The organism is Veillonella sp. KGMB01456, from assembly GCF_023051165.1.
Taxonomy (GTDB): Bacteria; Bacillota; Negativicutes; order Veillonellales; family Veillonellaceae; genus Veillonella_A.
Map to the genome: position 1 here is coordinate 1 of NZ_JALKIG010000029.1, position 22133 is coordinate 22133.

Annotated in this window: 17 protein-coding genes and 1 riboswitch; all 17 genes read left to right on the plus strand. The window is 38.8% G+C overall.

The features are described 5' to 3' along the window. The first annotated feature begins 161 nt into the window (after positions 1-161). Positions 162-333, plus strand: a riboswitch (cobalamin riboswitch). A gap of 130 nt (positions 334-463) precedes the next feature. The 17 genes from MXE28_RS08345 (at position 464) to MXE28_RS08425 (ending at position 22024) form a co-directional block, all read left to right on the plus strand. Continuing rightward, positions 464-1081 (plus strand): MotA/TolQ/ExbB proton channel family protein, encoded by a 618-nt coding sequence (locus MXE28_RS08345; RefSeq protein WP_021842485.1) that lies wholly within the window; start codon positions 464-466, stop codon positions 1079-1081. Continuing rightward, on the plus strand, positions 1071-1475 hold the full coding sequence (locus MXE28_RS08350) for a biopolymer transporter ExbD (protein WP_021842484.1): 405 nt from the start codon (positions 1071-1073) through the stop codon (positions 1473-1475). Before MXE28_RS08345 ends, MXE28_RS08350 begins: the two co-directional genes overlap by 11 nt. Before the next feature lie 11 nt (positions 1476-1486). Beyond that, on the plus strand, positions 1487-2224 hold the full coding sequence (locus MXE28_RS08355; RefSeq protein ID WP_156705765.1) for an energy transducer TonB: 738 nt from the start codon (positions 1487-1489) through the stop codon (positions 2222-2224). A 103-nt stretch (positions 2225-2327) separates the two neighbouring features. Beyond that, the gene (locus MXE28_RS08360; protein WP_247240034.1) at positions 2328-4304 is read left to right on the plus strand and encodes a TonB-dependent receptor; all 1977 of its coding nucleotides are present in this window, start codon (positions 2328-2330) and stop codon (positions 4302-4304) included. A gap of 178 nt (positions 4305-4482) precedes the next feature. Further along, positions 4483-6444, plus strand: a complete 1962-nt coding sequence (locus MXE28_RS08365; protein ID WP_247240035.1) for a TonB-dependent receptor — start codon at positions 4483-4485, stop codon at positions 6442-6444. 118 nt (positions 6445-6562) lie between these two features. Further along, complete coding sequence (locus tag MXE28_RS08370; protein WP_021842480.1) at positions 6563-7177, plus strand: MotA/TolQ/ExbB proton channel family protein; 615 nt, start codon at positions 6563-6565, stop codon at positions 7175-7177. Next, entirely contained in the window at positions 7174-7578 is a 405-nt protein-coding gene (locus MXE28_RS08375; protein WP_021842479.1) for a biopolymer transporter ExbD, read from the plus strand. The genes MXE28_RS08370 and MXE28_RS08375 overlap by 4 nt, the downstream gene beginning before the upstream one ends. Before the next feature lie 4 nt (positions 7579-7582). Then, complete coding sequence (locus tag MXE28_RS08380; protein WP_021842478.1) at positions 7583-8323, plus strand: TonB family protein; 741 nt, start codon at positions 7583-7585, stop codon at positions 8321-8323. A gap of 55 nt (positions 8324-8378) precedes the next feature. Further along, complete coding sequence (locus MXE28_RS08385; RefSeq protein ID WP_247240036.1) at positions 8379-9455, plus strand: radical SAM protein; 1077 nt, start codon at positions 8379-8381, stop codon at positions 9453-9455. A 4-nt stretch (positions 9456-9459) separates the two neighbouring features. After that, positions 9460-10446: an ABC transporter substrate-binding protein gene (locus tag MXE28_RS08390; RefSeq protein WP_021842476.1), complete on the plus strand. Its 987-nt coding sequence runs from the start codon at positions 9460-9462 to the stop codon at positions 10444-10446. A gap of 42 nt (positions 10447-10488) precedes the next feature. Next, positions 10489-11526 (plus strand): iron ABC transporter permease, encoded by a 1038-nt coding sequence (locus tag MXE28_RS08395; protein WP_021842475.1) that lies wholly within the window; start codon positions 10489-10491, stop codon positions 11524-11526. Then, positions 11527-12372 (plus strand): ABC transporter ATP-binding protein, encoded by an 846-nt coding sequence (locus tag MXE28_RS08400; protein WP_021842474.1) that lies wholly within the window; start codon positions 11527-11529, stop codon positions 12370-12372. A gap of 59 nt (positions 12373-12431) precedes the next feature. Beyond that, on the plus strand, positions 12432-13358 hold the full coding sequence (locus tag MXE28_RS08405; protein ID WP_156705799.1) for an ATP-binding protein: 927 nt from the start codon (positions 12432-12434) through the stop codon (positions 13356-13358). A 45-nt stretch (positions 13359-13403) separates the two neighbouring features. Then, a complete protein-coding gene (locus MXE28_RS08410; protein WP_247240037.1) occupies positions 13404-15314 on the plus strand; it encodes a VWA domain-containing protein in 1911 nt (636 codons plus the stop codon). Between the two features lies 1 nt (position 15315). Continuing rightward, entirely contained in the window at positions 15316-19104 is a 3789-nt protein-coding gene (gene cobN / locus MXE28_RS08415; RefSeq protein WP_247240038.1) for a cobaltochelatase subunit CobN, read from the plus strand. Between the two features lie 3 nt (positions 19105-19107). After that, positions 19108-20040 (plus strand): ABC transporter substrate-binding protein, encoded by a 933-nt coding sequence (locus MXE28_RS08420; RefSeq protein ID WP_021842470.1) that lies wholly within the window; start codon positions 19108-19110, stop codon positions 20038-20040. A 109-nt stretch (positions 20041-20149) separates the two neighbouring features. Continuing rightward, entirely contained in the window at positions 20150-22024 is a 1875-nt protein-coding gene (locus MXE28_RS08425; protein WP_348644763.1) for a TonB-dependent receptor, read from the plus strand. Positions 22025-22133: the final 109 nt, after the last annotated feature.

The following is a 22133-nucleotide window of genomic DNA, read 5'->3' on the forward strand; positions in this document are numbered from 1 at the left end:
TTCTGAACTACCGGACACCACAAGAAGTCTTCATTGAAGAAGTTAATAAGTTACTAGGTTTTTAAAAGTGTTCAATTTCATATTGCAATTTACTTATTTAATTTAATTCAAAGAAGATGTGGACAGTTGACAGCTATTATGTAGTTTTATATTATATAATTAATAAAGTACATTATATAGGTGTCAGATGACTTAATAGGGAAATCGGTATAAGCCGATGCGGTCCCGCCACTGTAGGAGGAGCAAACCTCACATTGCCACTGGATTTTTCTGGGAAGGCGAGGTAAGCGATGAATCTAAGCCAGGAGAACTGCCTATAGGAGAATCACCGTTTTAACCTACGAGCGATGGGAAGGGGATTAGCGATAATATAAACATTCGTTTTATTATGGACACATCTTCGTAGATGTATCCTTTTTTTATAGTTTTTGTGAGATGTGTTTATCAAGGAGGATTTAAAATCGTGGAAATTTTAGCATTATTTCATAAGGGTGGCTTAGTTATGTATCCTATTTTACTGGCTTCAATTATAGCCGTAACAATAGGTGTAAATCGTTATTTATGTTACAAGGCGGCATCATCTAATATTGATTTATTAAAAGAACAATTACCGAATTTACTGCGTACTCGTCAATTAGAAGAAGCTAAAGCGCTTTGTGATGAAGCAGGGGGCGTAGCCGGTAATATTGTTAAAACGGCTATTGTTGAGCGTACTGAAGATTTAAAAGCTGCTGATGTGGTAGAAAGTATTGCTACGCACGAAGTGTTCCAATTAAAGAAATATCTGAATTATTTAGAAACTATTGTTACCTTATCGCCGTTATTAGGTCTATTGGGTACTGTTGTCGGTATGATTGGTTCTTTTAGTGTGCTTTCTATCGAATCCGGTGAGCCGTTTGCTATTACCGGCGGTGTCGGTGAAGCCTTGATTGCGACTGCTACAGGTTTATTGGTAGCTATTTTGGCTTTGGTAATTCATACATATTTGGCTCAGCGTGTTAATGTATTGATTGCCGATATTGAGTATGTTGCTTCTTTATATGTAATTAATACGAATGCAGGTGTACGTCATGAAGCTTAAGTCAATGAAAATAGAACATCAACCTAAATTGATGATTATACCTATGATTGATATTATCTTCTTTTTATTGGTATTTTTCATGATGAGTATGTTGACGATGGTTGTTCAAAAGAGTGTTCCTATTCAATTGCCGCAAGCTGCAACATCTAAAGTAAACTTAGATAAAGTATTGCCAATAACGGTAACGGCGGACGGAGCCATTTATTTGGAACAGGAACGAATTCCGGAAGGTCAGTTGAAAGCACGCTTGGAAGCTGAAAAAAGTAAAAATCCGGAGCTGGCCATTATTGTTCGCGGTGATGCGGGTGTTAATTATGGACGTGTAGTAAGTGTTATTGATACAGCTAAAAAATCAGGGATTCAAAAAGTATCTATAGCCGCTGAAGAAAGATAGGAGAGAATTCAATGAATAGTCGAAATATGTGGACTAAGCCTTGGGTCGCCTCACTCATTTTTCATGCCGTTGTATTAACCGTTATTCCTTTTTTGCCATGGCCGGCCATCCCTAAAGCGGATGATATGTCATCGATTATTGAGGTGGATTATGTAGAAATTAAACATCCTAATCCTAAGGGCAATCCTAATAGCGGTGGCGACGGTGGTGATGGTAGTGGAAATTTTGGAGCTAATTTACCGGCAGTAACGCCTATGACGGCGTTGCCTGAATATTCTGAGCCATTAACCAGTAATAATGAAAATAGTATTGTTACTAAACATCAGGAAACAATCCAACAAGGCGTAGTAAGTGCAGGCTTGGATTCAGCTCTTAATAGTGGTGGCAGTGGTTCCGGCAGCGGTGGTCTTGCCGGTTTCGGTACCGGTACAGAAACCGGCATTCAGGGGGATCCTAACGGTACGGAGGTTGATACTACTTTTTATAGGCCGGTACCGACATATACGCCCAAACCAAAATATCCAAGATCGGCTCGCAATCAAAATGTGCGTGGCAGTGTTGGCGTTGGTTTAACTATAGGCGTTGACGGAAGTGTTGAGTCTGTTTGGATAAATGATTCATCAGGTAGTGATACCCTGGATCAGGCTGCCTTGGATGCAGTAAGTAGTTGGCGATTTGAACCGGCCAGAAGAGGTAATGAACCAATCAGTACGACTACAAGTGTTAATGTAGAATTCCAGTTGCGATAAAAATTAGGGAATTTCTTGCAACTCGAATATATTTTTATGTGTTTAAAAATAAAACTAAGCACATTAGGTATTTTTAATTTTGTACTGGTGTTAGGAGGTTATTATGACAAAAAAGAGTGTGTTGAACAAATCTGTGTTAAAAAAGCTGGTTTTATTAAGTGTTGTGTCAAATTGTTTGTATACGGGAATTGCTTTAGCGGCTGAAGAGACCTATGATTCATATACATTAGATCCGATTGTAGTTACAGCTCAACGTACAGAAACGAGAGATTTGGAAACTCCGGCGGCAACAACTGTATTAACTAAAGAAGATATTAAAAATACAGGTGCTAAGACTGTATTTGACGCTATATCGTTTACAACGGGGATTACGAATTTTTCCTATGGGGCTGGCGGTCTTGATTACGGTTCCATGGATAGCCGTGTAAATATTCGTGGTTTAGAACGTGGTGCTCTTATTTTGATTAATGGTGCTCCTATTAATTTGAATGGTAAAAATAGCTTAAGTGGTATATTACCGGAAAATGTCGAAAGAATTGAAATTGTAAAAGGCGCGTCTTCTACGTTATATGGTGCTGAAGCACTAGGCGGGGTTATTAACATTATTACCTCGACGCCGGAAAAAGAATATGTAAAAGCCAAAGTTGGGTTAGGCAATTTAGGCTATAAACAGTATTTGGTTTCTGCCGGCAATAAAGATTTTAATATCGCTGTAGGTAAAGAGTTTTTCGGTGCTATTGATAGAACGAGTCCGAATCGTAAGGATTTAGACGGCAAGCGTAAATATGAATATTATAATGAACGCGGTAAAGGTGATTTATTTAATATTGCCTTAAATGCTAAGTTGAGTGAACGCTTGGACTTAAGTTATATGCGCAGTGAGTCCAACTCCACGTATGGTCAAATTGTGGTTCCGGGGACGTTAACAAAAACGAAGACTACAGAGGCTAAAGAAAGCAAGCGCTATCACTATAATGATAAAAAGAATAATGTATCATTGACTTATGATTATGACAATACTAAAGCCCTAGTTTTTTATACAGATCGTGATTTATATGGGGAAAGCAAAAATTTGGCGGCTAATAAGTGGACTGAAAATGCAAGTAATTATCTAGCTCGTAAGTATGGCGTTGACATTCAACATGAATGGAGTTTACGCGATAATAAGGACTCTTTTATCGGGGGTTTATTAGTTAGCCGTGATACTTATAAGGGTACCGCAGCGGCTACTTCAAATGTAAAAGCCGGACGAAATAATATAGCGTTGTATGGTAGTTATTCTTATGAGATTAATCCTAAATTAACTACTATTCTAGGCGCCCGTTTTCAAAAAATTGCTGACCCGGTAAATGATCAAAATGTATTTATGCCTCAATGGCAGATGCTGTATAAATTGGACGAGCATTCATCTATTTACTCGAATGTCGGTAAAGCATTCACGATGCCAAATTTATCTGATACTTTTAAATACGTAAATGGTGGCTATCAGGCGATTAGCGGGCCAAACTTAAAACCGGAAGAAGGCTGGAACTACGAAGTTGGTTATAAACATGTAACTGAAAAAGATTCATGGAAAGTAGCCTTATTCTATATGGACTTTAAAAACTTCTTCGATTGGGCACCGGACCCTGATACCGGTAAGAATACGGTTCGAATTAATGGCGGCAAATTCCAAAATACCGGCATAGAATTAGATTACAAGCATTTATTGTCCGATAAATTAACTTTGTCTTTAGGGACAACTTATTCTAATCCTAAAAAACAGGAAATCGGTGTATCTACATGGAATCAAGCGTATCCAAAACTTCAATTTAATGCGGGGTTAAATTATACCGATGACAAGTTGGATGCAGGAATTGCGTTGAATTGGTTAACTAAACGCTTGAAAAACAGAGATGGCGGAACTAATCCGGATTTAATTAATTTAAATGCTTATGTTTCGTATGCATTCAGTAAAAATGATACTGTTCAAATCAATCTTAATAATATTTTAGATAGACATAATGTAATTACTAATGGTGCATGGGAATACTGGGATAATCCATTTAATTATACTGTTAGTTATCAACATACATTCTAGTTTTTTATATGAATACAAGTTACTTTTTTGTGTTTAGGGTGTGAAGTAATTTGTTTAACAAGTATGTATGGGTTTGAGATACTTGTTTTTTTAGAGGTTTTTGGGAAGTAGTAATATGTACATCGGTAAGAAGAGAGTTTTTTATTTAACAATGGGCATTTTATGCTATATGTCTAATATGGCATTTGCAGAAACAGTGGATACTAATGTAAATAAAGTTGACGGTGAAATCAATACACACGTTGTAACTGTTACCGCTAAACGTTTGGAAGCTACTGATTTAGCTACGCCTGCTATTGTTGATGTATATACACAAGAAGATATTCAAAGGACAGGAGCGGCCAACGCATATGATGTATTGCAGAATACTTTAGGCGTTATTTCTCAATCGCAAGGGTTTAATGGCACATCTATGGGGACGATGACCAGTAAAATAATGATTCGTGGCGTAGAAAAAGGGACTTTAGTATTATTAGACGGTGTGCCGTTGAATCAGGATGGTAAATACAATTTGGATGACATTCCTACCGATATTATTGATAGCATTGAAGTTGTAAAAGGTGGCGGTACTGTTTTATATGGTAGCGAAGCCACCGGTGGTGTAATTAACATTCGTACAAAAGGTCATGTTAATAACCAAGTATCGGTAGGTGTAGGCAATTTTGGTAAACAAAGAGGATCATTAACATTTGGTGATGATAGATTTTCTATTATGATGAGTGCCGAACATAGAGGTTTTGCTGCAGAAATGGCAGGTAATTCGTATTCAACCGGTCGTAACAAAACTCATTATGATTATGATAATGGGAATAAGCGCTCTTTGCTTTGGAAATATAAAATTACCGACGGAGTAACTTTTTCACAATATTACAATACGAACAAGAATCGTTATTTAGTATATAACGATAATAACATGTATAAAGGTAAACTTTGGAAAGTTAATGATTATGAGGATAGAGATAACTTATTTACCTTAAACTATGACAAAGATACTTGGAAGGGTTATATTTCCTATGGCACTCAGGAAAAGACTTCCTATCAAACCGGGGTAAGCACTAGAGGCGTTAAGGCGTCTAAAGACTTATACTCTTGGCGGAAAGGTCATAATACGAATATTAGCTTACAAAAGGAATTTTTAACAGATAAAGCCGTATTCCTTATTGGTGGTGATGTAAAATTCGAAGATATGGACTTGCGTGGCACAGCGACTACGGGCTCATCCGGCATGTCTCAAAGTACTGCGGTTAAAACAGGAAGTACTCAGAAGCGAAATACGTACTCCTTATTCGCCTCGGTGGATTATGCGGCATCTGAAAAAGACAATGTAATAGTGAGTGCACGACAAACATGGGCTAATAATATTAAAGCTGAGCAAACTGTAAACGGAGTAAGTACGGAAACTAAAAATGACAGCATGAGTAAATTTACTCCGGAAATTCAATATATTCACCAAATTGATCAAAATACATCGGTGTACGGCAAAGTAGGCAAATCTTTCCGATTGCCGGCGTTAACACAGATTTTCGGTATCGGTAATATATATCCGAAATTAGATTTAAAACCTGAATCGGGAACACATTACGAAATAGGTTATAAGAAAATTACAGGTAAAGCCACCTATAAAGTAGCTCTGTTCCACTATGATATAAAAGATGCGATTGAAGCTAAAGTAATTGAGACACATGGTTTAATCGATGTAGAGTATAACAACCAAGATCAGCGCAGTACAGGTATTGAATTATCTACTGTATTACAGCACAATAAGGAATTCTCAAGCAACTGGGGTATAATGTTCCAAAATCCAAAGACTCGTTCCGGTAAGATTTACGGCGATTCGGATTGGCATTCGATTTATAACAAATATCAGATTACAAGTGGCTTGCATTATCAAAAGGATAAATGGAGCGCTGATTTGATGACAAACTTTGTGGGGAACAGAACGTCAGCCGATAAATATCAACGTCACATTAAACCTCAATTCTTTACAGATTTACATGTAGCATATGAGCCTAATGCTAATCAAAGAATCTCGTTACATATAAACAATCTTTTCGATAGAAAAGACATTTTGACAAACAGTACATCTAATTTCTACTCTTTAGGCAGAAACTATATGGTTGACTATTCCTACAAGTTTTAATTAAATAAGCAGCACAATTATAAATGTTGATTGTGCTGCTTAATATATACTTAAATATTTGATCGGATAACATTCTTTAGTGAATGACAGGTCAAAATAGTATATTTGGAGGAACATTATGGAGCATATAATTCATTTATTTAATGCCGGTGGTTTAGTTATGTATCCATTGCTTATATTTTTAATTGCGTCATGGACTATTGGTATTGAAAGAATACGCTTATATCGTCAATTTAGTCAGACTCTCAGTCAGTTAAAAACAGTAACCGAATACGACCAAGAAAATAAAGCATGGTCAGCTTTATTAAATCAACTTGAGTCCTTAGACAATAATATGGTGGGACATTTGGTTATGTCTATGAAAGCAGCTCGAAATTATCTCAATTTAACTAATCGTTTAGAGGATACAGTCACTATTGTTGATATGGACTTAAAGCGAGGTCTTAATTGGTTATCCATGATGGTAACTATGGCTCCTTTATTAGGCTTATTAGGTACCGTAGTGGGTATGATTCGCTCTTTTGCTGCGGTTGGCGGTGATATTGGCGCACCTACGGTTATTACCGGTGGTGTATCTGAAGCGTTAATAGCCACAGCAACAGGTTTGACAGTAGCCATTATTGCTTTATTTTTTCATAGCTATTGTGCTTATAAAGTGAATACTTTTATAGCTAGACTGGAACAAAGTTTTGGTAATATTTTGGATGTGTATAACAGGAGCCATTCATTATGAAACGACGGTCCAAAGGTATAGATAAAGAACCGGATATTATGATTATACCGATGATAGATATAGTTTTCTTTTTATTGGTATTTTTCATGATGAGCACTTTATATATGAATACTGAACAACAAATTCCGCTAAGTTTGCCAAAAGCATCTAGTTCCAGTGCTAAAACAATAGAACCGATTACTATTTCTTTAACGAGTACTCATAAAATGTATCTTAATGAGCGCGAAATTAATCCAAATGATCTGCCAAATGAAATAAAAGCGATTGTAAATAAAATGCCGGAACAAGCATTTGTTGTGAGAGCATCGAAAGATGTAGTATATAACGATGTTATTGAAATACTAGACGATTTAAAAGTTAACGGGGCACGATTTGTTAGTGTAGCAACAGAACGGAAGTGACTCTATGATAGGACAAAATTATAGAACGCCGTTATTATTATCCATAGCGATAAATGCCGTTTTCATAACATCGGTAGCGATAGCACTTCAAACTATGTCAAACTATGAGACAAAGTACAATGATTTAGTCGTTAATATAGACATGAGCAAATATGAAGTCAGTACGGAACAGCCTAAAGCGAATCAACCTAATAAGCCTGTAGAGGATATGCTGAATGGTGGTAAAGCCGGCACAATATTGCCTGATTTATCAGGCAAACCAACGGAAGGTTTAAAAGATTTGAATCCGTATTTAGGCGGACATGAGGACGCAGGTGTTAATGTCAGAGGCGATGTAGGCAGTCAAGTCGGCAATCCGGGCATTACAGATACGCTGGGCGAAGGTGGCAGTAATCAATTCGGTACCGGTACAGGTACTGAAGGTTATGGTACTGCCGATGGAACACCGGCTGAAGAACCGGCACAAAGCGGTGGCAGTTTTGATGCCGGGGGATACTATGCTCGGGTTGAGGCTAATAAGGTTATGCCGGCACAAGCTGCTCGTCGAAATTTGACCGGGACAGTTAGTTTTATAGTTACTTTTGATGAGAATGGTAATTTTATTGATGCCACAATGACAAGCTCAAGTGGCTATGCCATATTAGATAATGCAGCCGGTCGCTTAGTTTCTCAAAGTGGTGGTATAGAGAATACAACCGGTAAATCAATATCTCTATCTATCGATGTGGTTTACAACTTTAATTAGGAAATAGTTTAAGAGGTTACATAATCTATTTTTTTATATATAGGATAATGATAATATGGCGTGCATTAATTGCAATATGAACAATAAAATACATTCGCAATCAGTTCAGTTGCTTATTTTGGCTTTAACCGGTCAGTGTAATTTAAACTGTTCATATTGCTATGCATCCAATCAGATTCAACAATCTATGCCGTGGAGTATAGCTGAGCAGGCCCTACAGTATATAACAGAATATTCGGGTACGCCTACTATTCAATTTACCGGCGGGGAACCTTTATTGGCGTGGGACTTGTTGGTTAAATGTGTTGAATGGTTAGAATATCATAAATTTAAAGCTAAATTACAGATACAGACGAATGCGACGCTGTTAGATGAACAAAAAATAGATTTTATAAAGAAATATCAAATTGGCATAGGTGTCAGCTTGGATGGTTTTGCCGACAGCAATGCTATAAATAGACCCTATAAGGATTTTAGTGACTCTACAACGGATACAATTAAAGGGATTCAACTTTTAAGTAGTGCAGGTATTGAAATAGGAATTACGACAGTAGTTAATACAATTACTGTGGAGCGATTGGACAAGGTTATAGATTTGGCCTTTTATTTGGGAAATGTGCGTCAAGTCGGATTTAATCTGGTGCGTCCGCAAGGTCGCGGTAAAGAAGAATTGCTCATTAATGAAGAATTGTTGGAAGCCGGTATTCATAAAATGCTAAGTAGGCTGGAGTATTGGCAAAACATAACCAATCGTTCACTTATAATATCTCAACTTGATAAAATTAGTAAATTACAAAAGGGCTATACTCCGTTTTCGCATTGTTATGCACTTCATAAGTCCGGGATGTATGTAAGTCCGGATGGTATGATGTATGCTTGCGCCTCTTTAGCCGGTCGCGAAGAATATTGCCTCGGACATGTTTCCGGCGGTGTAGACCGCAAAAGGGAGACCATATTATTGACACATTTAGAGCCGGTTGTTGATATATGTACTAATTGTAATTTTATTAATTACTGTGGTGGTGCCTGTTATAGTCGAGTTCAATTAGGTCAGACTATAAATCCTTTAGAATGTACTATGAAAAAAATCTTTATTAAATATTATCAGAATAAACAAATGATGAGGGTATAATCTCATGGATTATTGGAAAATAAATCGAAGGATTATTATTGCCGGTTTGCTTAGCATATTATGCTTAATCGGATTGTCCGGGTGTGGAGTTCATCCGGCTATAGATACTACATCCGATAATTATACTAAAACGGTTAAAAGTGCGGATGGTGTAACTGTGAAAATTCCTGACTATCCACAGCGTATTGTAACACTAACATCAGCGTATGATACAGTTTTGTTGGGACTTATTGATACGTCACGAATAGCAGCAATCAGTTCGCTGGTGAAGTATGAAGGCTATTCTATGGAATGGCAAAAGGCAAAACAAGTAAAAACACAATTATACAGCTATCCTTTTGAGAAAATTGTAAAGTTAAAACCGGATTTGGTATTGGCACCGGAATATACATCTAAAGATGTAATTGACGCCTTACGTGGCATGGGGATTCCTACAGTAGTTGTTAACTCCGGAAAAACGGTAGAAAGTACTATTAAGAATATAGAAACAATGGCATATCTTGTGGGAGAGCCTGAAAAAGGGGATTATTACAGCCGTAAGATTAGAGCTGAGATTGATTGGTTACAGAATCAAGTAAATAACATACCTGACGATAAACGTCGAAGCGTTCTCTTTGTATCATCCATGGACGGTTATACCGGAACAGGAAGTTTTTTCGATGATATGAGTCACTATATGGGGATTCGTAATGCTCCTTCTTATCGTGGCTATCCGCCACGTATTTCATTTACTGATGAGCGAGTTATCGATATGAATCCCGATTACTTACTGATACCGGCTTATCAAACTATGGATAAAGGTTTGGAAGAAAGGTTTTTACATACACCGGCTTTTCAGTCGATGAAGGCTATGCGCAATAATCATGTAATGCCTGTTCGGGCCGCGTATCTGTATACGAGTAATCAGCATATCGGTGAAGCGATGATTGAAATAGTGAAAATCGTTTATCCTGAGTATATTCAAGCGGATTCGATTCCAAAAAAATTTTAGTTATTAAAGGATGTAATTTGAATAATTAATTTGGTGAGCGGTATGGAAAGAAAAAAGAAACAAGTTATCAGTATTTTAATATTGATAGTACTTCTGTTAGGGATAATTATTATAGCTCTTCATTTGGGTACCATTAAGGTGCCCGTGTTGGGCGGTTTGCAGAGTATTTGGCAAGGTTTGGGGATACCTGTAACGGTAACCAATCCATTAGAGCCGGAGCAGGAAGCGGTGCTGTGGTACATTCGCATGCCACGTATTTTAATAGGGCTTATGGTTGGAGCCTCTTTAGCATTGGCCGGTGCCGTTATGCAGGGAATTTTCTCTAATCCCTTGGCTGATCCGGGGATTATGGGTGTTTCGGCAGGGGCCTCACTAGGTGCTGTTATTGCTATTTCCTTAGGGCTCACTTCAATGGGGATGTTCTATATGCCGATGTTTGCCTTTGTTGGTGCGTTTATGGCTGTTAGTATTACTATTTTATTAACTATGCGAGGCGGTCGCGTGGAGACCGCTACATTATTATTGGCCGGTGTTGCCATTAGTATGTTGTTGGGGGCTTTTACATCCGGTATTTTGACACTGATGAATGAATATCGGTTGCGTGAATTTTTGTTTTGGATGGTAGGCGGTCTCGATTTCAGACGTTGGGAACATGTTTTTCTCGCTATTGGACCGTTTCTTATTGGGACGACAATTCTAATTACATTGGGACGTCAATTGAATGTGTTGGTATTAGGTGATACGGAAGCAAAGGCATTGGGCGTTCCGGTTATGCTATATCGGTTAATTTTCTTGTTTTTAGCATCATTTATTACAGCTACCGCGGTATGTGTTAGTGGTGCTATCGGTTTTGTAGGGCTTATTATTCCTCATATTGTTCGAATTTTAGTAGGGCCCGATCATCGTGTATTGTTGCCGGTTTCAGCTTTAGCAGGGGCACTTTTTCTCATATTTTGTGATACGCTCGGCCGTGTATTGGCGGCTCCTAGCGAAATTAGGGTAGGCATTATGACAGCTTTGTTAGGGGCTCCGTATTTCTTGTATCTGTTACGTCGTGTTCGTCAAAAAGGAGGCATTTAAATGGAATTAAGTGTAGAACATCTAAGTGTGTCCTTGAGTAATCAACAGATTTTACATGATATCTCTTTAAAAGCTGAAAGTGGTGAGTTTATCGGTATTATAGGGCCTAATGGTTCGGGTAAAACAACTTTTTTAAAAGCGCTACGCGGTTTATATCCTTTTACGGACGGCTCGGTTATATTAAATGGTGCTTCGATACCCCATCAAAGTGATAAACAAATTGCCCGACAAGTTGCTTACATGCAACAGAGTGTAAATTTGAATTTTGGCTATACAGCTAAGGAAATTGTTATGACCGCACGCTATCCATTTTTAAAGTGGTGGCAAAACGAGTCCGCCAATGATGAAAATGTTGTTGAAGCTGTTATGAAAAACGTTGGTATTTGGCACTTAAGGGATCGTGCAGTGAATGAATTGAGTGGCGGCGAGCGGCAGCGTGTATTTTTGGCAAAGGCGTTAGCACAGGAAACCGAGCTGTTATTACTCGATGAACCAACCGCAGCTTTGGACTTAGTATATGCTGATGAGATTTTCAGGCAGGGGCGCCAATATTGTGAATCAGGTAAAACTATTTTTATTGTTGTTCATGATTTAGAGTTGGCTGCTAAATTTTGTACGCGACTTTTATTGATTTCAGAAGGTCACTTAGTGGCGGATGGGCTGCCTAAAGAGGTATTGACGGCTAAAAATTTGAAAAAAGCTTTTCATCTGTCTGCAGCTGTGTATGAAGATCCATATTTTACACAGCAACGTATTTTTGTGTTCCCGAATGATGCAACTGATATTGAACCGTATCGTCGTGGAAATACATTGCCGCCTGATATGACGGTAGAGTTAAATGAATAGTAGGAGTCGATAACATGAGTGATATTAATGTAATAGAGCAGGGAGCACAATTTAAACAAATTCTATATCCTTTTTCGGCAATTGTAGGGCAGACGGACATGAAACGTGCTTTGATTTTAAATGCTATTTCACCGGCTATCGGCGGTGTTTTGATAAAAGGGGAAAAAGGAACGGCTAAATCAACAGCTGTACGTGCATTAGCGGCTATTCTGCCACCGTTAGAAACTGATGGGGCCGAGTCGATGCAAGTTGTGGAATTACCGATTAATGCTACCGAAGATCGCGTGGTAGGAACAATAGATTTGGAGTATGCCTTAACTGAAGGAAAGAAAAAATTTGAGCCCGGTATATTGGCGAAAGCTCACAATAATATTTTGTATGTAGATGAGATAAATTTGTTGGACGATCATGTGGTGGATGTTCTTTTGGACGCAGCTGCTATGGGGGTCAATACGGTTGAACGAGAAGGTATTAGCTACTCTCATCCGGCGAAATTTATATTAGTAGGCACTATGAATCCCGAAGAAGGTGATATTCGCCCACAATTATTGGATCGTTTTGGTTTATCGGTAGATGTTAAAGGTGAGCGTGAACCCGAATTACGTATGGAAGTTGTAAAACGACGTTTGGCTTTTGAAAGCGATAAAGTTACTTTTGCGGCATCGTACAAAGAAAGCGATCGAGAATTGGCTGAAACTGTTGTTAAAGCTCGATCTCTATTATCGCAAGTTAGTGTTACAGATACGGTATTACGCAAGATTGCCGCTTTATCAATTCGTCTTAATGTTGACGGACATCGTCCGGATATTACGATGCTTCATACGGCCAAAGCGTTGGCTGCATATAATGAGCGAACCGAGATTAATAATGATGACTTGAAAGTGGCGGCACAATTGGTATTGCCGCATCGTATGCGCCGCCGTCCGTTTGAAGAGCAGGGCTTTGATTGGAGTAGTGTTACTGATATTTTGGATTCAGAAGATTAATTTTTTAGTGTGCAAAAGCGCTTAAACAGTGTATAGGTGGGCATTATGGCAGCGACTGTAGAGAGAGCTTTAGCTATGGCTCTTATACAACCAAAAATAAATAGTCTTATAATTTCAGGTCCGACCGGTGTAGGTAAGAGTTATCGTGCCCGTAAATTGTTACAAGAATGGAACATTCCGTATCGCACAATTCCTGTGCATATTCAAGCGGAGTCGTTGACCGACCATATAGATTTGGAACAAACTATTCGAGTCGGGCACTATGTAGCCGGCAAAGGTTTGTTTAATCAATCTGTAAAGGTGTTTTTTATCGATGACTTTCATTTGATTCGTGAATCTTTACGGCACTTGCTATTACAACGTATTCGAGAGATGGGTGGTACCTTAATCGGTACCGTTAATACAGCAGAAGGGAGTTTAACTATTTCTGAGTGGGAAACTATAGATCTACATGTAGCGATGGAAAACCCTGGTGAAGCAAAACGGTTGGCTGTATTGCGAGATATCTTAAATTCTGAATATACTGAGTCGATGATGTCGGTAGCGGATTTCAGAAATGCTGAAACCTTGATATCGGAGATAGTGCCGTCCGAGGCTATATTGCAACTCTGTATCAGCTATATAGTAAAATCCGGTGCGGTAGGCAATACCAATGAATTTTTACTGGCGGTTGCGGCAGCGGCATTGGCTGGGCTAGATCAAAAGTCATATATTTTACCGAAACACGTAGAGGAAGCTACTTTATATGTATTGCCTCATCGTATGCGGCAACAAACTGAAGTGGGAAATAGTCAAAATCAGTCACTCGATAGAGATAATAATCAATCAGAAAATAATCATGATAATGGTACGGTCAGTGAGGAGGAAAATACTCCGGATAATAATTCGCAAGAACCGGAGCAAAATAACGATAACGAAGATATTCAGAATACTGAATTAGAGGGTGACAATGAAAATGATGTTAGCCAAGATAATCAGTCACAGTCTGATCTTAGTGACGATTTAGATAGTTTAAATGAATCCTCTGAGAACGAAAGTCAAAATGATTTGGACAATCAGGATGATAGCCTTGAAAACGATGGTGTAAATAATATATGGCCGGAATTAATAGCGGCCATGAATCAAAACTTAATGGGCTTGCGTTTAGATGACAATAAAACAATGGATCGTAAGGCACGAAAAGGTTCAGGCAAGCGCTTACGTACTAAAGCCGGAGATTGCGGCGGTCATTATGTAAGAGCTATCCAATATCCGGAACCGTTAAAAGATTTAGCTTTGGATGCGACTATACGAGCGGCTGCACCGTATCAAAAAATACGGCATTCGGAGTTACAAAATAACAGTTCGTTAGCCATTCAAATCAAGGCACCGGATTATCGACGTAAAGAGCGTGAAAAACAAGTCGGTGGTCATTATCTATTTGTTGTGGATGCCAGTGGTTCTATGGCGGCTCGCAAACGTATGGAGGCCGTGAAAGGTGCTATTTTCAGTTTATTACAGGATGCCTATGAGAAACGTGATAAAGTAGGTCTTATCGTATTTCGCAAGGAGAAAGCGGAATTGGTATTACCTTTTACCGGCAGTATTGAGTTGGCAAGACGTCTATTAGAACATTTACCTACCGGTGGTAAAACACCGCTTGCAGGGGCTTTGGAATTGGCTTATAGAACTTGTGAGCAGGTTTTACGACGTTCACCAACCGAAAAAATAGACGTTTTTATTGTTACGGATGGTCGGGCAACCTATGGTGAAACCGATAATCCGGTAAACGAAGCTTTAGCTTGGGGGAAAGCTTTTATTGATTTACCGGTGGGGATTTTGATATTAGATACAGAGCAAGATTTTATCCGCCTTGGAATTGCGAAAGAACTGATGCAGGCTATGCGTGGAACTTATTATTCGATTGATACCATAACAGCTGATACTGTATTGCAAGTGGTGAAAGGAAGCCGCTAAAATGAAAAAAATTTTATATATTACTAATATGGCTAAGCAAATACACCATGTTCGTGAAGTTGAAGCTAAAGGTCGTATTGAGGCCAAAGAACATTTTAAAATTGACTTATATAACTTAAAACAAGAACCGGAATGGAATGAATCATGGGAACAACGCCTTAAAACATCAGATGTTGTTATTATGAAACATATGGGGACCGGATTAGATACACAGTTTTTACGTCGTTTGGCTAATTGGTTATATCAGAACCATCCTTGCTATGCGTTGTATGCCGATGAAGAACAGGATATGGATAAATTGCGCGCCGGTATGAGTGAAGCTGAAATGATTCGATTGTCAGAATATCAGCAGTTGAGTGGGCTTACCAATTTTGAGAATTCGTTTTTATATGCCGCTTCATTAGCCGGTGAAGCTGTTGAAGTACCGGAGCCGATACCGGTGCTATGGCAAGGTATCCTTGGTGAAAATGGCGTCACGTACGCGACCTATAAAGAGTATTTGGAAGCTGAAGGCGTGGTTGATTGTCCAAGTATCGGTGTATTTTTCTATCGTGAAGAGTGGATTATGAAGGAGTTGTATTATCCTGAATTGTTGCGAAAAACAATTAAGACATACGGTTACAACCCCATTATCTTTTTCGGGCAATACGGCGGTAATCCGCTTATAGGAGCACCTTCGTTGAAAGAGTCATTACGGATTTTATTCTGTGATGGACCTTTACCGTTTGAAGTATTAATTAATACCTGTAAATTTTCACTAATCAGTTTGAATGCAGCAACTCAAGAAGATATTAGTCATTGGGATATTCCGATTTTAATGGGGTATAACATCTATATGGATGAAGCGACTTGGGAGGCCAATGTACAAGGTTTAAGTCCTTTAGACGTGAATTTATCGGTATCTTTACCGGAATTTGATGGTTCCCTTCATGGTGGGGTTGTAGCGGCACAAACTAATATTGATGGTAAATACATATATTGGCCGGTTAAAGAACGAGTGGAATCTATCGTTAAACGAGCTGTAAAATATGAAAAACTTCGTCATTTATTGCCAGCTGAAAGAAAAGTTGCGATTATTCTTCATAATTATCCGCCTAAAAATTCTAATATAGGTTCGGCAGCCGGTTTAGACACACCGGAGTCGGTGCAACGTTTATTGGTAGCTATGAAGAACGAAGGGTATACCATTGACTTAATTCCTGAGTCGGGGGCTGAATTAATAGAATCTGTTTTATCACATACTACTAATGATCGCAGTATGCTGAGTGAGGAACAGGTTGAAGACGCCGAAGGTAAATTAAGTGTGCAGCAATATAAGGAATTTTTTGATTCATTGCCGGATAAATCGAAAGTAAATATGGAAGAAGGCTGGGGACCGGCACCGGGAGAAGTTTTTCGTTATGGTGATGAACTCCTGATTCCGGGATTCAGTAATGGAAATATTTGGGTAACGGTGCAACCGCCACGTGGTTTTGGTGAAGATCCGGGTAAATTGTATCATGATCCTATTTTGGCTCCGACACATCATTATGAAGGATTCTATTATTGGCTCCGCGAGATATTTAAAGCGGACGTGGTGATGCATGTAGGCACTCATGGTTCATTGGAATGGTTGCCCGGGAAAGGCACGGGGTTAAGTTCTTCTTGTTATCCTGAAATGGGCATTCAGGATTTACCCAATGTGTATCCTTATTGGATGACAATTGTCGGTGAAGGGATACAAGCTAAACGGCGAAGTTCAGCCTGCTTAATCGGCCATATATCACCACCTATGTCTAAGGCAGGTCTTTATGATGAATATGAAGAATTAGAAAATCTCTTGGATGAGTACGGGCATTTTGAATTGGAATCGCCGGAAAGTTTAACTTCATTGTATACAGCCATTGTTGAACAAGCTAAAGCATGTCATTTTTGGGAGAGTATTCCAGAAGATAAAATGACTGATGCGGAAAGTGTATTGGCCTATTTGCATGAGTTGCTTACAGACTTAAAACATATGCAAATGCGTACGGGTTTGCATATTCTGGGTAAGGCGCCGACAGGTAAGGATTTACAAGAATTTTTATTAGCTCTTATGCGAGTTCAAAACGGTATTGTACCGGCATTACCGGATACGATTGCCAAAGGTCTGGGCTATGATTGGAATACATTGGAACAGTATGGCGGTCAAAAGGTAGATTCTTTACAAATAGGTGAACAAATCAATTCTAATGAGAATCAAGACTTTTTGTTTACCGGTAAATGTATACTTCGCAACAAAGATATTGTAGATCAAATATGGCATGTGATTCGTGATGTGATTGCACATTTAGCAGAAAATGACTATATCTATTCCGACTCATGGCAACATTTGGAATCAGTTAATACGTTATGGCAACGGTATAGTGTTGAAAAAGACAGTAAGGTAAAGCAAGTTTGTTTGACTGAAATCGGTTCGATTTTATTGGAGGCTTGTCACGAGTACGTGCCGAAATTAAAGCAGACCGAACAGGAAATAGGACATACATTAAAAGCTTTGGCCGGCCATTATATTGAACCGGGGCCGGGCGGTGCCGCAACGAGTGGACGAGCCGACGTCTTACCGTCAGGTCGCAATTTCTTCGGTGTGGATGAAAGAATGTTGCCTACGAAAGTTGCTTATGAATTAGGAAGTACATTAGCTGATCAGGTTATAACCGATTTCATTAAAGAGGAAGGGCATTATCCGGAGTCGATTGGCATAGTTCTATGGGCCGGTAGTAATACGCGAAGCCATGGCCAATGTTTAGGCCAGTTTATGAATTTAATGGGGGTTCGACCAATTTGGCAAGGTGGCGGTGGTCGTGTTATCGGAGTTGAGGCTATACCGCTTGCAGAACTGAAACGACCACGTATTGATGTAACCGGACGAATAAGTGGTCTTATCAGAGACATGATGCCAAATGCCTTAAAATGGCTTGATAAAGCAGTAACTTTGGTTGCTGAATTGGATGAGAGTGAAGAAGATAATTTTATAAAAAAACATATTAATGAGGATGTTTCTTGGCTTGTGTCAGAAGGTGAAGATGAGAAAGCCGCTTATCAAAAAGCCAGATTCCGTTTATTTGGGGATCCACCCGGGGCATATGGGGCCGGTATTGGACAATTAATTGAGCAGAAAAATTGGGAGTCGATTGATGATTTGGCCGATGTTTATGTAACTTGGGGTAGTTATTGTTATGGTGACGGTGCTAAATCAAATCAGGATAAACGCATATTTAGAAGAAGATTAGCTACTATGGAAGTTACTATTAAAAATGAGGATAATCGTGAAACTCATATGCTAAGTTCTGATGATTATAATGCCTACCATGGCGGGTTGATAGCAGCCGTTCGTAGTATCCGCGGAGAAGCCCCACGTTCCTATGTAGGTGACAGTTCGAACCGTAAGCAGGTAAAAACACGAGATTTAAAAGAAGAAGTTAATCGTTTGGTTCGCGGTGAAACCTTAAATCCTAAGTTCATCGAAGGCATGCAACAACATGGCTATAAGGGAGCCTCTGATTTGGCAAATGTGGTGGCACACAGTTTTGCTTGGGATGCCACGAGTGCTGTAATCGAGGACTGGGTATATGAAGGCTATGCCAATAAGTATGCTTTAGATAAAGATATGCAAGAATGGATGCAATCAGTGAATCCATGGGCATTGGCCCGAATTGCTGAAACATTATTAGAGGCTATTCAGCGTGGTTTGTGGCAAGCACCAAAAGATATGGAAGATCAATTAAAACAATTGTATTTAGCCATGGAAGGCGAAATTGAAGGACGATAGTCTATGAGTGTTTATAAAAAGTTGTGGTTTTTATTTATCTTTTGTCTGATAGTATTTTCCATTGTAGGTTGTAAGACATTAGATGAAACAAAAACGTTAGAGGGAACACATCAGATAAGAGATTCTACCGGTGCCGTGGTGCAGGTGCCGGATAATCCTACACGCGTTGTTCCTATCGGTGTAAGTACGGAAGATATGGTGATTTCTTTAGTAGGTCCGCAGAAGATTGTGGCTTTAGGTAATTTACCAAATAATTTTCCGGAAGAATCCAAGCAAATAAAAGCAAAGGTAAAATTGAATACGGAAGCCGTTTTGGCATTGCATCCGGATTTACTGATTGTTCCTGACTGGGTGGACCAGGAAATGGTGGTTACTTTACGAGGCCTAAATGTTCCAGTCTATGTATATAAAGGCCCAAGAACTATAGATGGCAGTGAAAAAACTATTTTAGAGTTAGCTGACTTATTAAATCAAAAGAGTAAAGGCGAAGCCATTGTTAACTCAATGCAGCAACGATTGGTAAAGGTTGCTGCATTTACGGAGCAGGTTAAAAGCCGGAAAATTGTCGGATTTTATGGTGTTTTAGGCTTGACCGGCGGTATAGGGAGCACTTTTGACAATATGACACAGCTGATAAATGCAGCTAATGCGGCAGCTTTATTGGGCTTGGACATCAGTGAAAGCGGAACTCGTGAAGATTTAATACGAATTAATCCTGATGTTATTATTGTACCGTCAAATGTTTATAGTTTTGATCAGTATAAAGAAATTGAAGTTACTTCATTATATAGTGATCCTGCCTTGAAAGATGTGAAAGCTGTAAAAAATCATCAAATTTATGTAATTGACGCTCGCTGGATAATGAGTTATTCACAGTTTATGATTAATGGTATTGAGGAATTGGCGCGTGTAACATATGGATACTCCGCAAAATAATAAAGCGTGTTTAAGGTGTTTAGTTTATTACTATTTTTATAATAAGTATTTTTATAGGTATTGAGTTGGAGGGTTTATTATGGGTTGAGTTATTGGTAAAAACAAAAAAATGTTAGCTGCTTATGTTACGTTTGCACTAATGGGTATGTCATTAAGTGGCCAAACCATGGCGGCAGCCGGCACTACTGATGAGGTATATGCATTACCTGATGTTGTAGTAACTGCTACAAGAACGGAACAACAGGTTACCAAAGTTCCTGCCAGTGTAACTGTTGTAAAAGGCGAAGATTTGGAAGAAAGACATGAATCTAATTTAGGGGAAGCTTTGCGTAACGTACCGGGAGTAGAGTTTAATACATATGGTGGCGGTGTAGGGTATACTAACTCTAATTCTTTCAGAATTAATGGTAGTAATAATGTTTTATATATGGTAGATGGTATTAATATGAATGCTGCCGGTGTTAACGTACCGTTTACTATTTTAAAAAATATGGATGGTATTGATCGTGTGGAAGTGGTTAAAGGGGCTGCTTCTACCTTATATGGGTCCGGTGCTATTGGCGGTGTTGTAAATGTTATTACTCGTGTACCGGAAGAAGGCATGAAAACAACTGCTCGTATTACCGGTGGCAGTTATGATAAAGAACAATATAAATTTATCAACGAAGGTAAAGAAGGCAATGTATATTGGCGTGCATCGTATCAGAAAGATATTGTGGGTAGCTATAAGGATGCTCATGGGTCCGAAGTTCCACAACATTTAAACGGACGTACCGCATCTTTCATGGTGGGTAGTGATATTGATGATAACAATAATGTGATGATTTCTTATGATTCCTATCGTGCCGATGTAAAATATGCCGATTCTGCTAAAAAATTAAATCATATTCGTTATGGTAATGAAGGCAATGATTCGTTCCGTGGCATTTGGAAAAATAAGATTAATGATCGCTTAAGTCATCAGTTATATGTATTAAACAATCACTATGATGGTACTTATGACGGCTATACGACGGATATTAAAACGATTGCAATTGGCGATCAGGTAACGTATCTTTTAGATAAACATACTTTGATTGGTGGTTTTGATTGGCGCCAGGATAAAGTAAACACTATCGGTGACAGCTGGGAAAAAATTACCGGTAAAAAGTTAACGAATACATCGTATTATGTTCAAGATGCTTGGAATTTTGCTCCAAAATGGACATTAACACCTGGCATTCGTGTGGATCATCATTCGGAATTCGGGTCCCATACATCACCTCACATTTCCTTGGGTTATGATGTAAATGAAAAGACTAATGTATATGTGTCGTATAATGAATATTTCTTGGCTCCGACCCCATATCAGTTATTCAGTGATAACTATGGGAACAGAAACTTAAAACCGGAAACCGGTCATGAAGTAGATTTTGGTGTTCATCATCAATTTAGTAATTCCTTAATAGGCAATTTAAACTTCTTTACCCGCCATTCCACTGATAAAATTGATTTCAATCGATCTACCAGTAAGTATGCTAATTTTTCAAATGAAAAAGCACGTGGTTTCAGCTTCGATTTGCGTAAGCAAATTACCGGTAACTTGTCAGCCGGAGCGGCTTATACATATACCCATATTGACGCTACATCCGGACGCTCCGCCAATGCAAACGGCTATGTACCGAAACATGCTATCAATTTAAGTTTAGACTATAACGATGCTAAATGGGATGCTCATTTGGATGTACGTGCCGTAATTAACCGTCCGGGCATTGCTACGACTGCCGATAAAGGTGATTTCTTCCCTAAGAGCACCTATTGGATTACGAATGTAAGTGCCAATTACCGTATTACTGATGACATTACCGTTTTCGGACGCGTTAATAATCTATTTGATGTATATTATGCGGAAATGTCGAATGTTGCCGGTTGGGGCGGCAGTGCTGGAGATTGGTGGGCAATGCCTGGCCGTAACTATCAATTAGGTATGGAATTCACTTTCTAATATAAATATCGAATGCAGTATAGTATTAGTTCTTTTACTATAGTTTAAAGATTACCCCCATTATGCAAGTAATGGGGGCTATATCTATATGTTATTTTTCACCAAAAGG

Excerpts from the sequence above, each read along its gene's own strand:
- MXE28_RS08350 (WP_021842484.1), top strand. The coding sequence starts at position 1,071 with ATGAAGCTTAAGTCAATGAAAATAGAACATCAACCTAAATTGATGATT.
- MXE28_RS08355 (WP_156705765.1), top strand. The coding sequence starts at position 1,487 with ATGAATAGTCGAAATATGTGGACTAAGCCTTGGGTCGCCTCACTCATT.
- MXE28_RS08360 (WP_247240034.1), top strand. The coding sequence starts at position 2,328 with ATGACAAAAAAGAGTGTGTTGAACAAATCTGTGTTAAAAAAGCTGGTT.
- MXE28_RS08365 (WP_247240035.1), top strand. The coding sequence starts at position 4,483 with ATGGCATTTGCAGAAACAGTGGATACTAATGTAAATAAAGTTGACGGT.
- MXE28_RS08370 (WP_021842480.1), top strand. The coding sequence starts at position 6,563 with ATGGAGCATATAATTCATTTATTTAATGCCGGTGGTTTAGTTATGTAT.
- MXE28_RS08375 (WP_021842479.1), top strand. The coding sequence starts at position 7,174 with ATGAAACGACGGTCCAAAGGTATAGATAAAGAACCGGATATTATGATT.
- MXE28_RS08380 (WP_021842478.1), top strand. The coding sequence starts at position 7,583 with ATGATAGGACAAAATTATAGAACGCCGTTATTATTATCCATAGCGATA.
- MXE28_RS08385 (WP_247240036.1), top strand. The coding sequence starts at position 8,379 with ATGGCGTGCATTAATTGCAATATGAACAATAAAATACATTCGCAATCA.
- MXE28_RS08390 (WP_021842476.1), top strand. The coding sequence starts at position 9,460 with ATGGATTATTGGAAAATAAATCGAAGGATTATTATTGCCGGTTTGCTT.
- MXE28_RS08395 (WP_021842475.1), top strand. The coding sequence starts at position 10,489 with ATGGAAAGAAAAAAGAAACAAGTTATCAGTATTTTAATATTGATAGTA.
- MXE28_RS08400 (WP_021842474.1), top strand. The coding sequence starts at position 11,527 with ATGGAATTAAGTGTAGAACATCTAAGTGTGTCCTTGAGTAATCAACAG.
- MXE28_RS08410 (WP_247240037.1), top strand. The coding sequence starts at position 13,404 with ATGGCAGCGACTGTAGAGAGAGCTTTAGCTATGGCTCTTATACAACCA.
- cobN (WP_247240038.1), top strand. The coding sequence starts at position 15,316 with ATGAAAAAAATTTTATATATTACTAATATGGCTAAGCAAATACACCAT.
- MXE28_RS08420 (WP_021842470.1), top strand. The coding sequence starts at position 19,108 with ATGAGTGTTTATAAAAAGTTGTGGTTTTTATTTATCTTTTGTCTGATA.
- MXE28_RS08425 (WP_348644763.1), top strand. The coding sequence starts at position 20,150 with ATGTTAGCTGCTTATGTTACGTTTGCACTAATGGGTATGTCATTAAGT.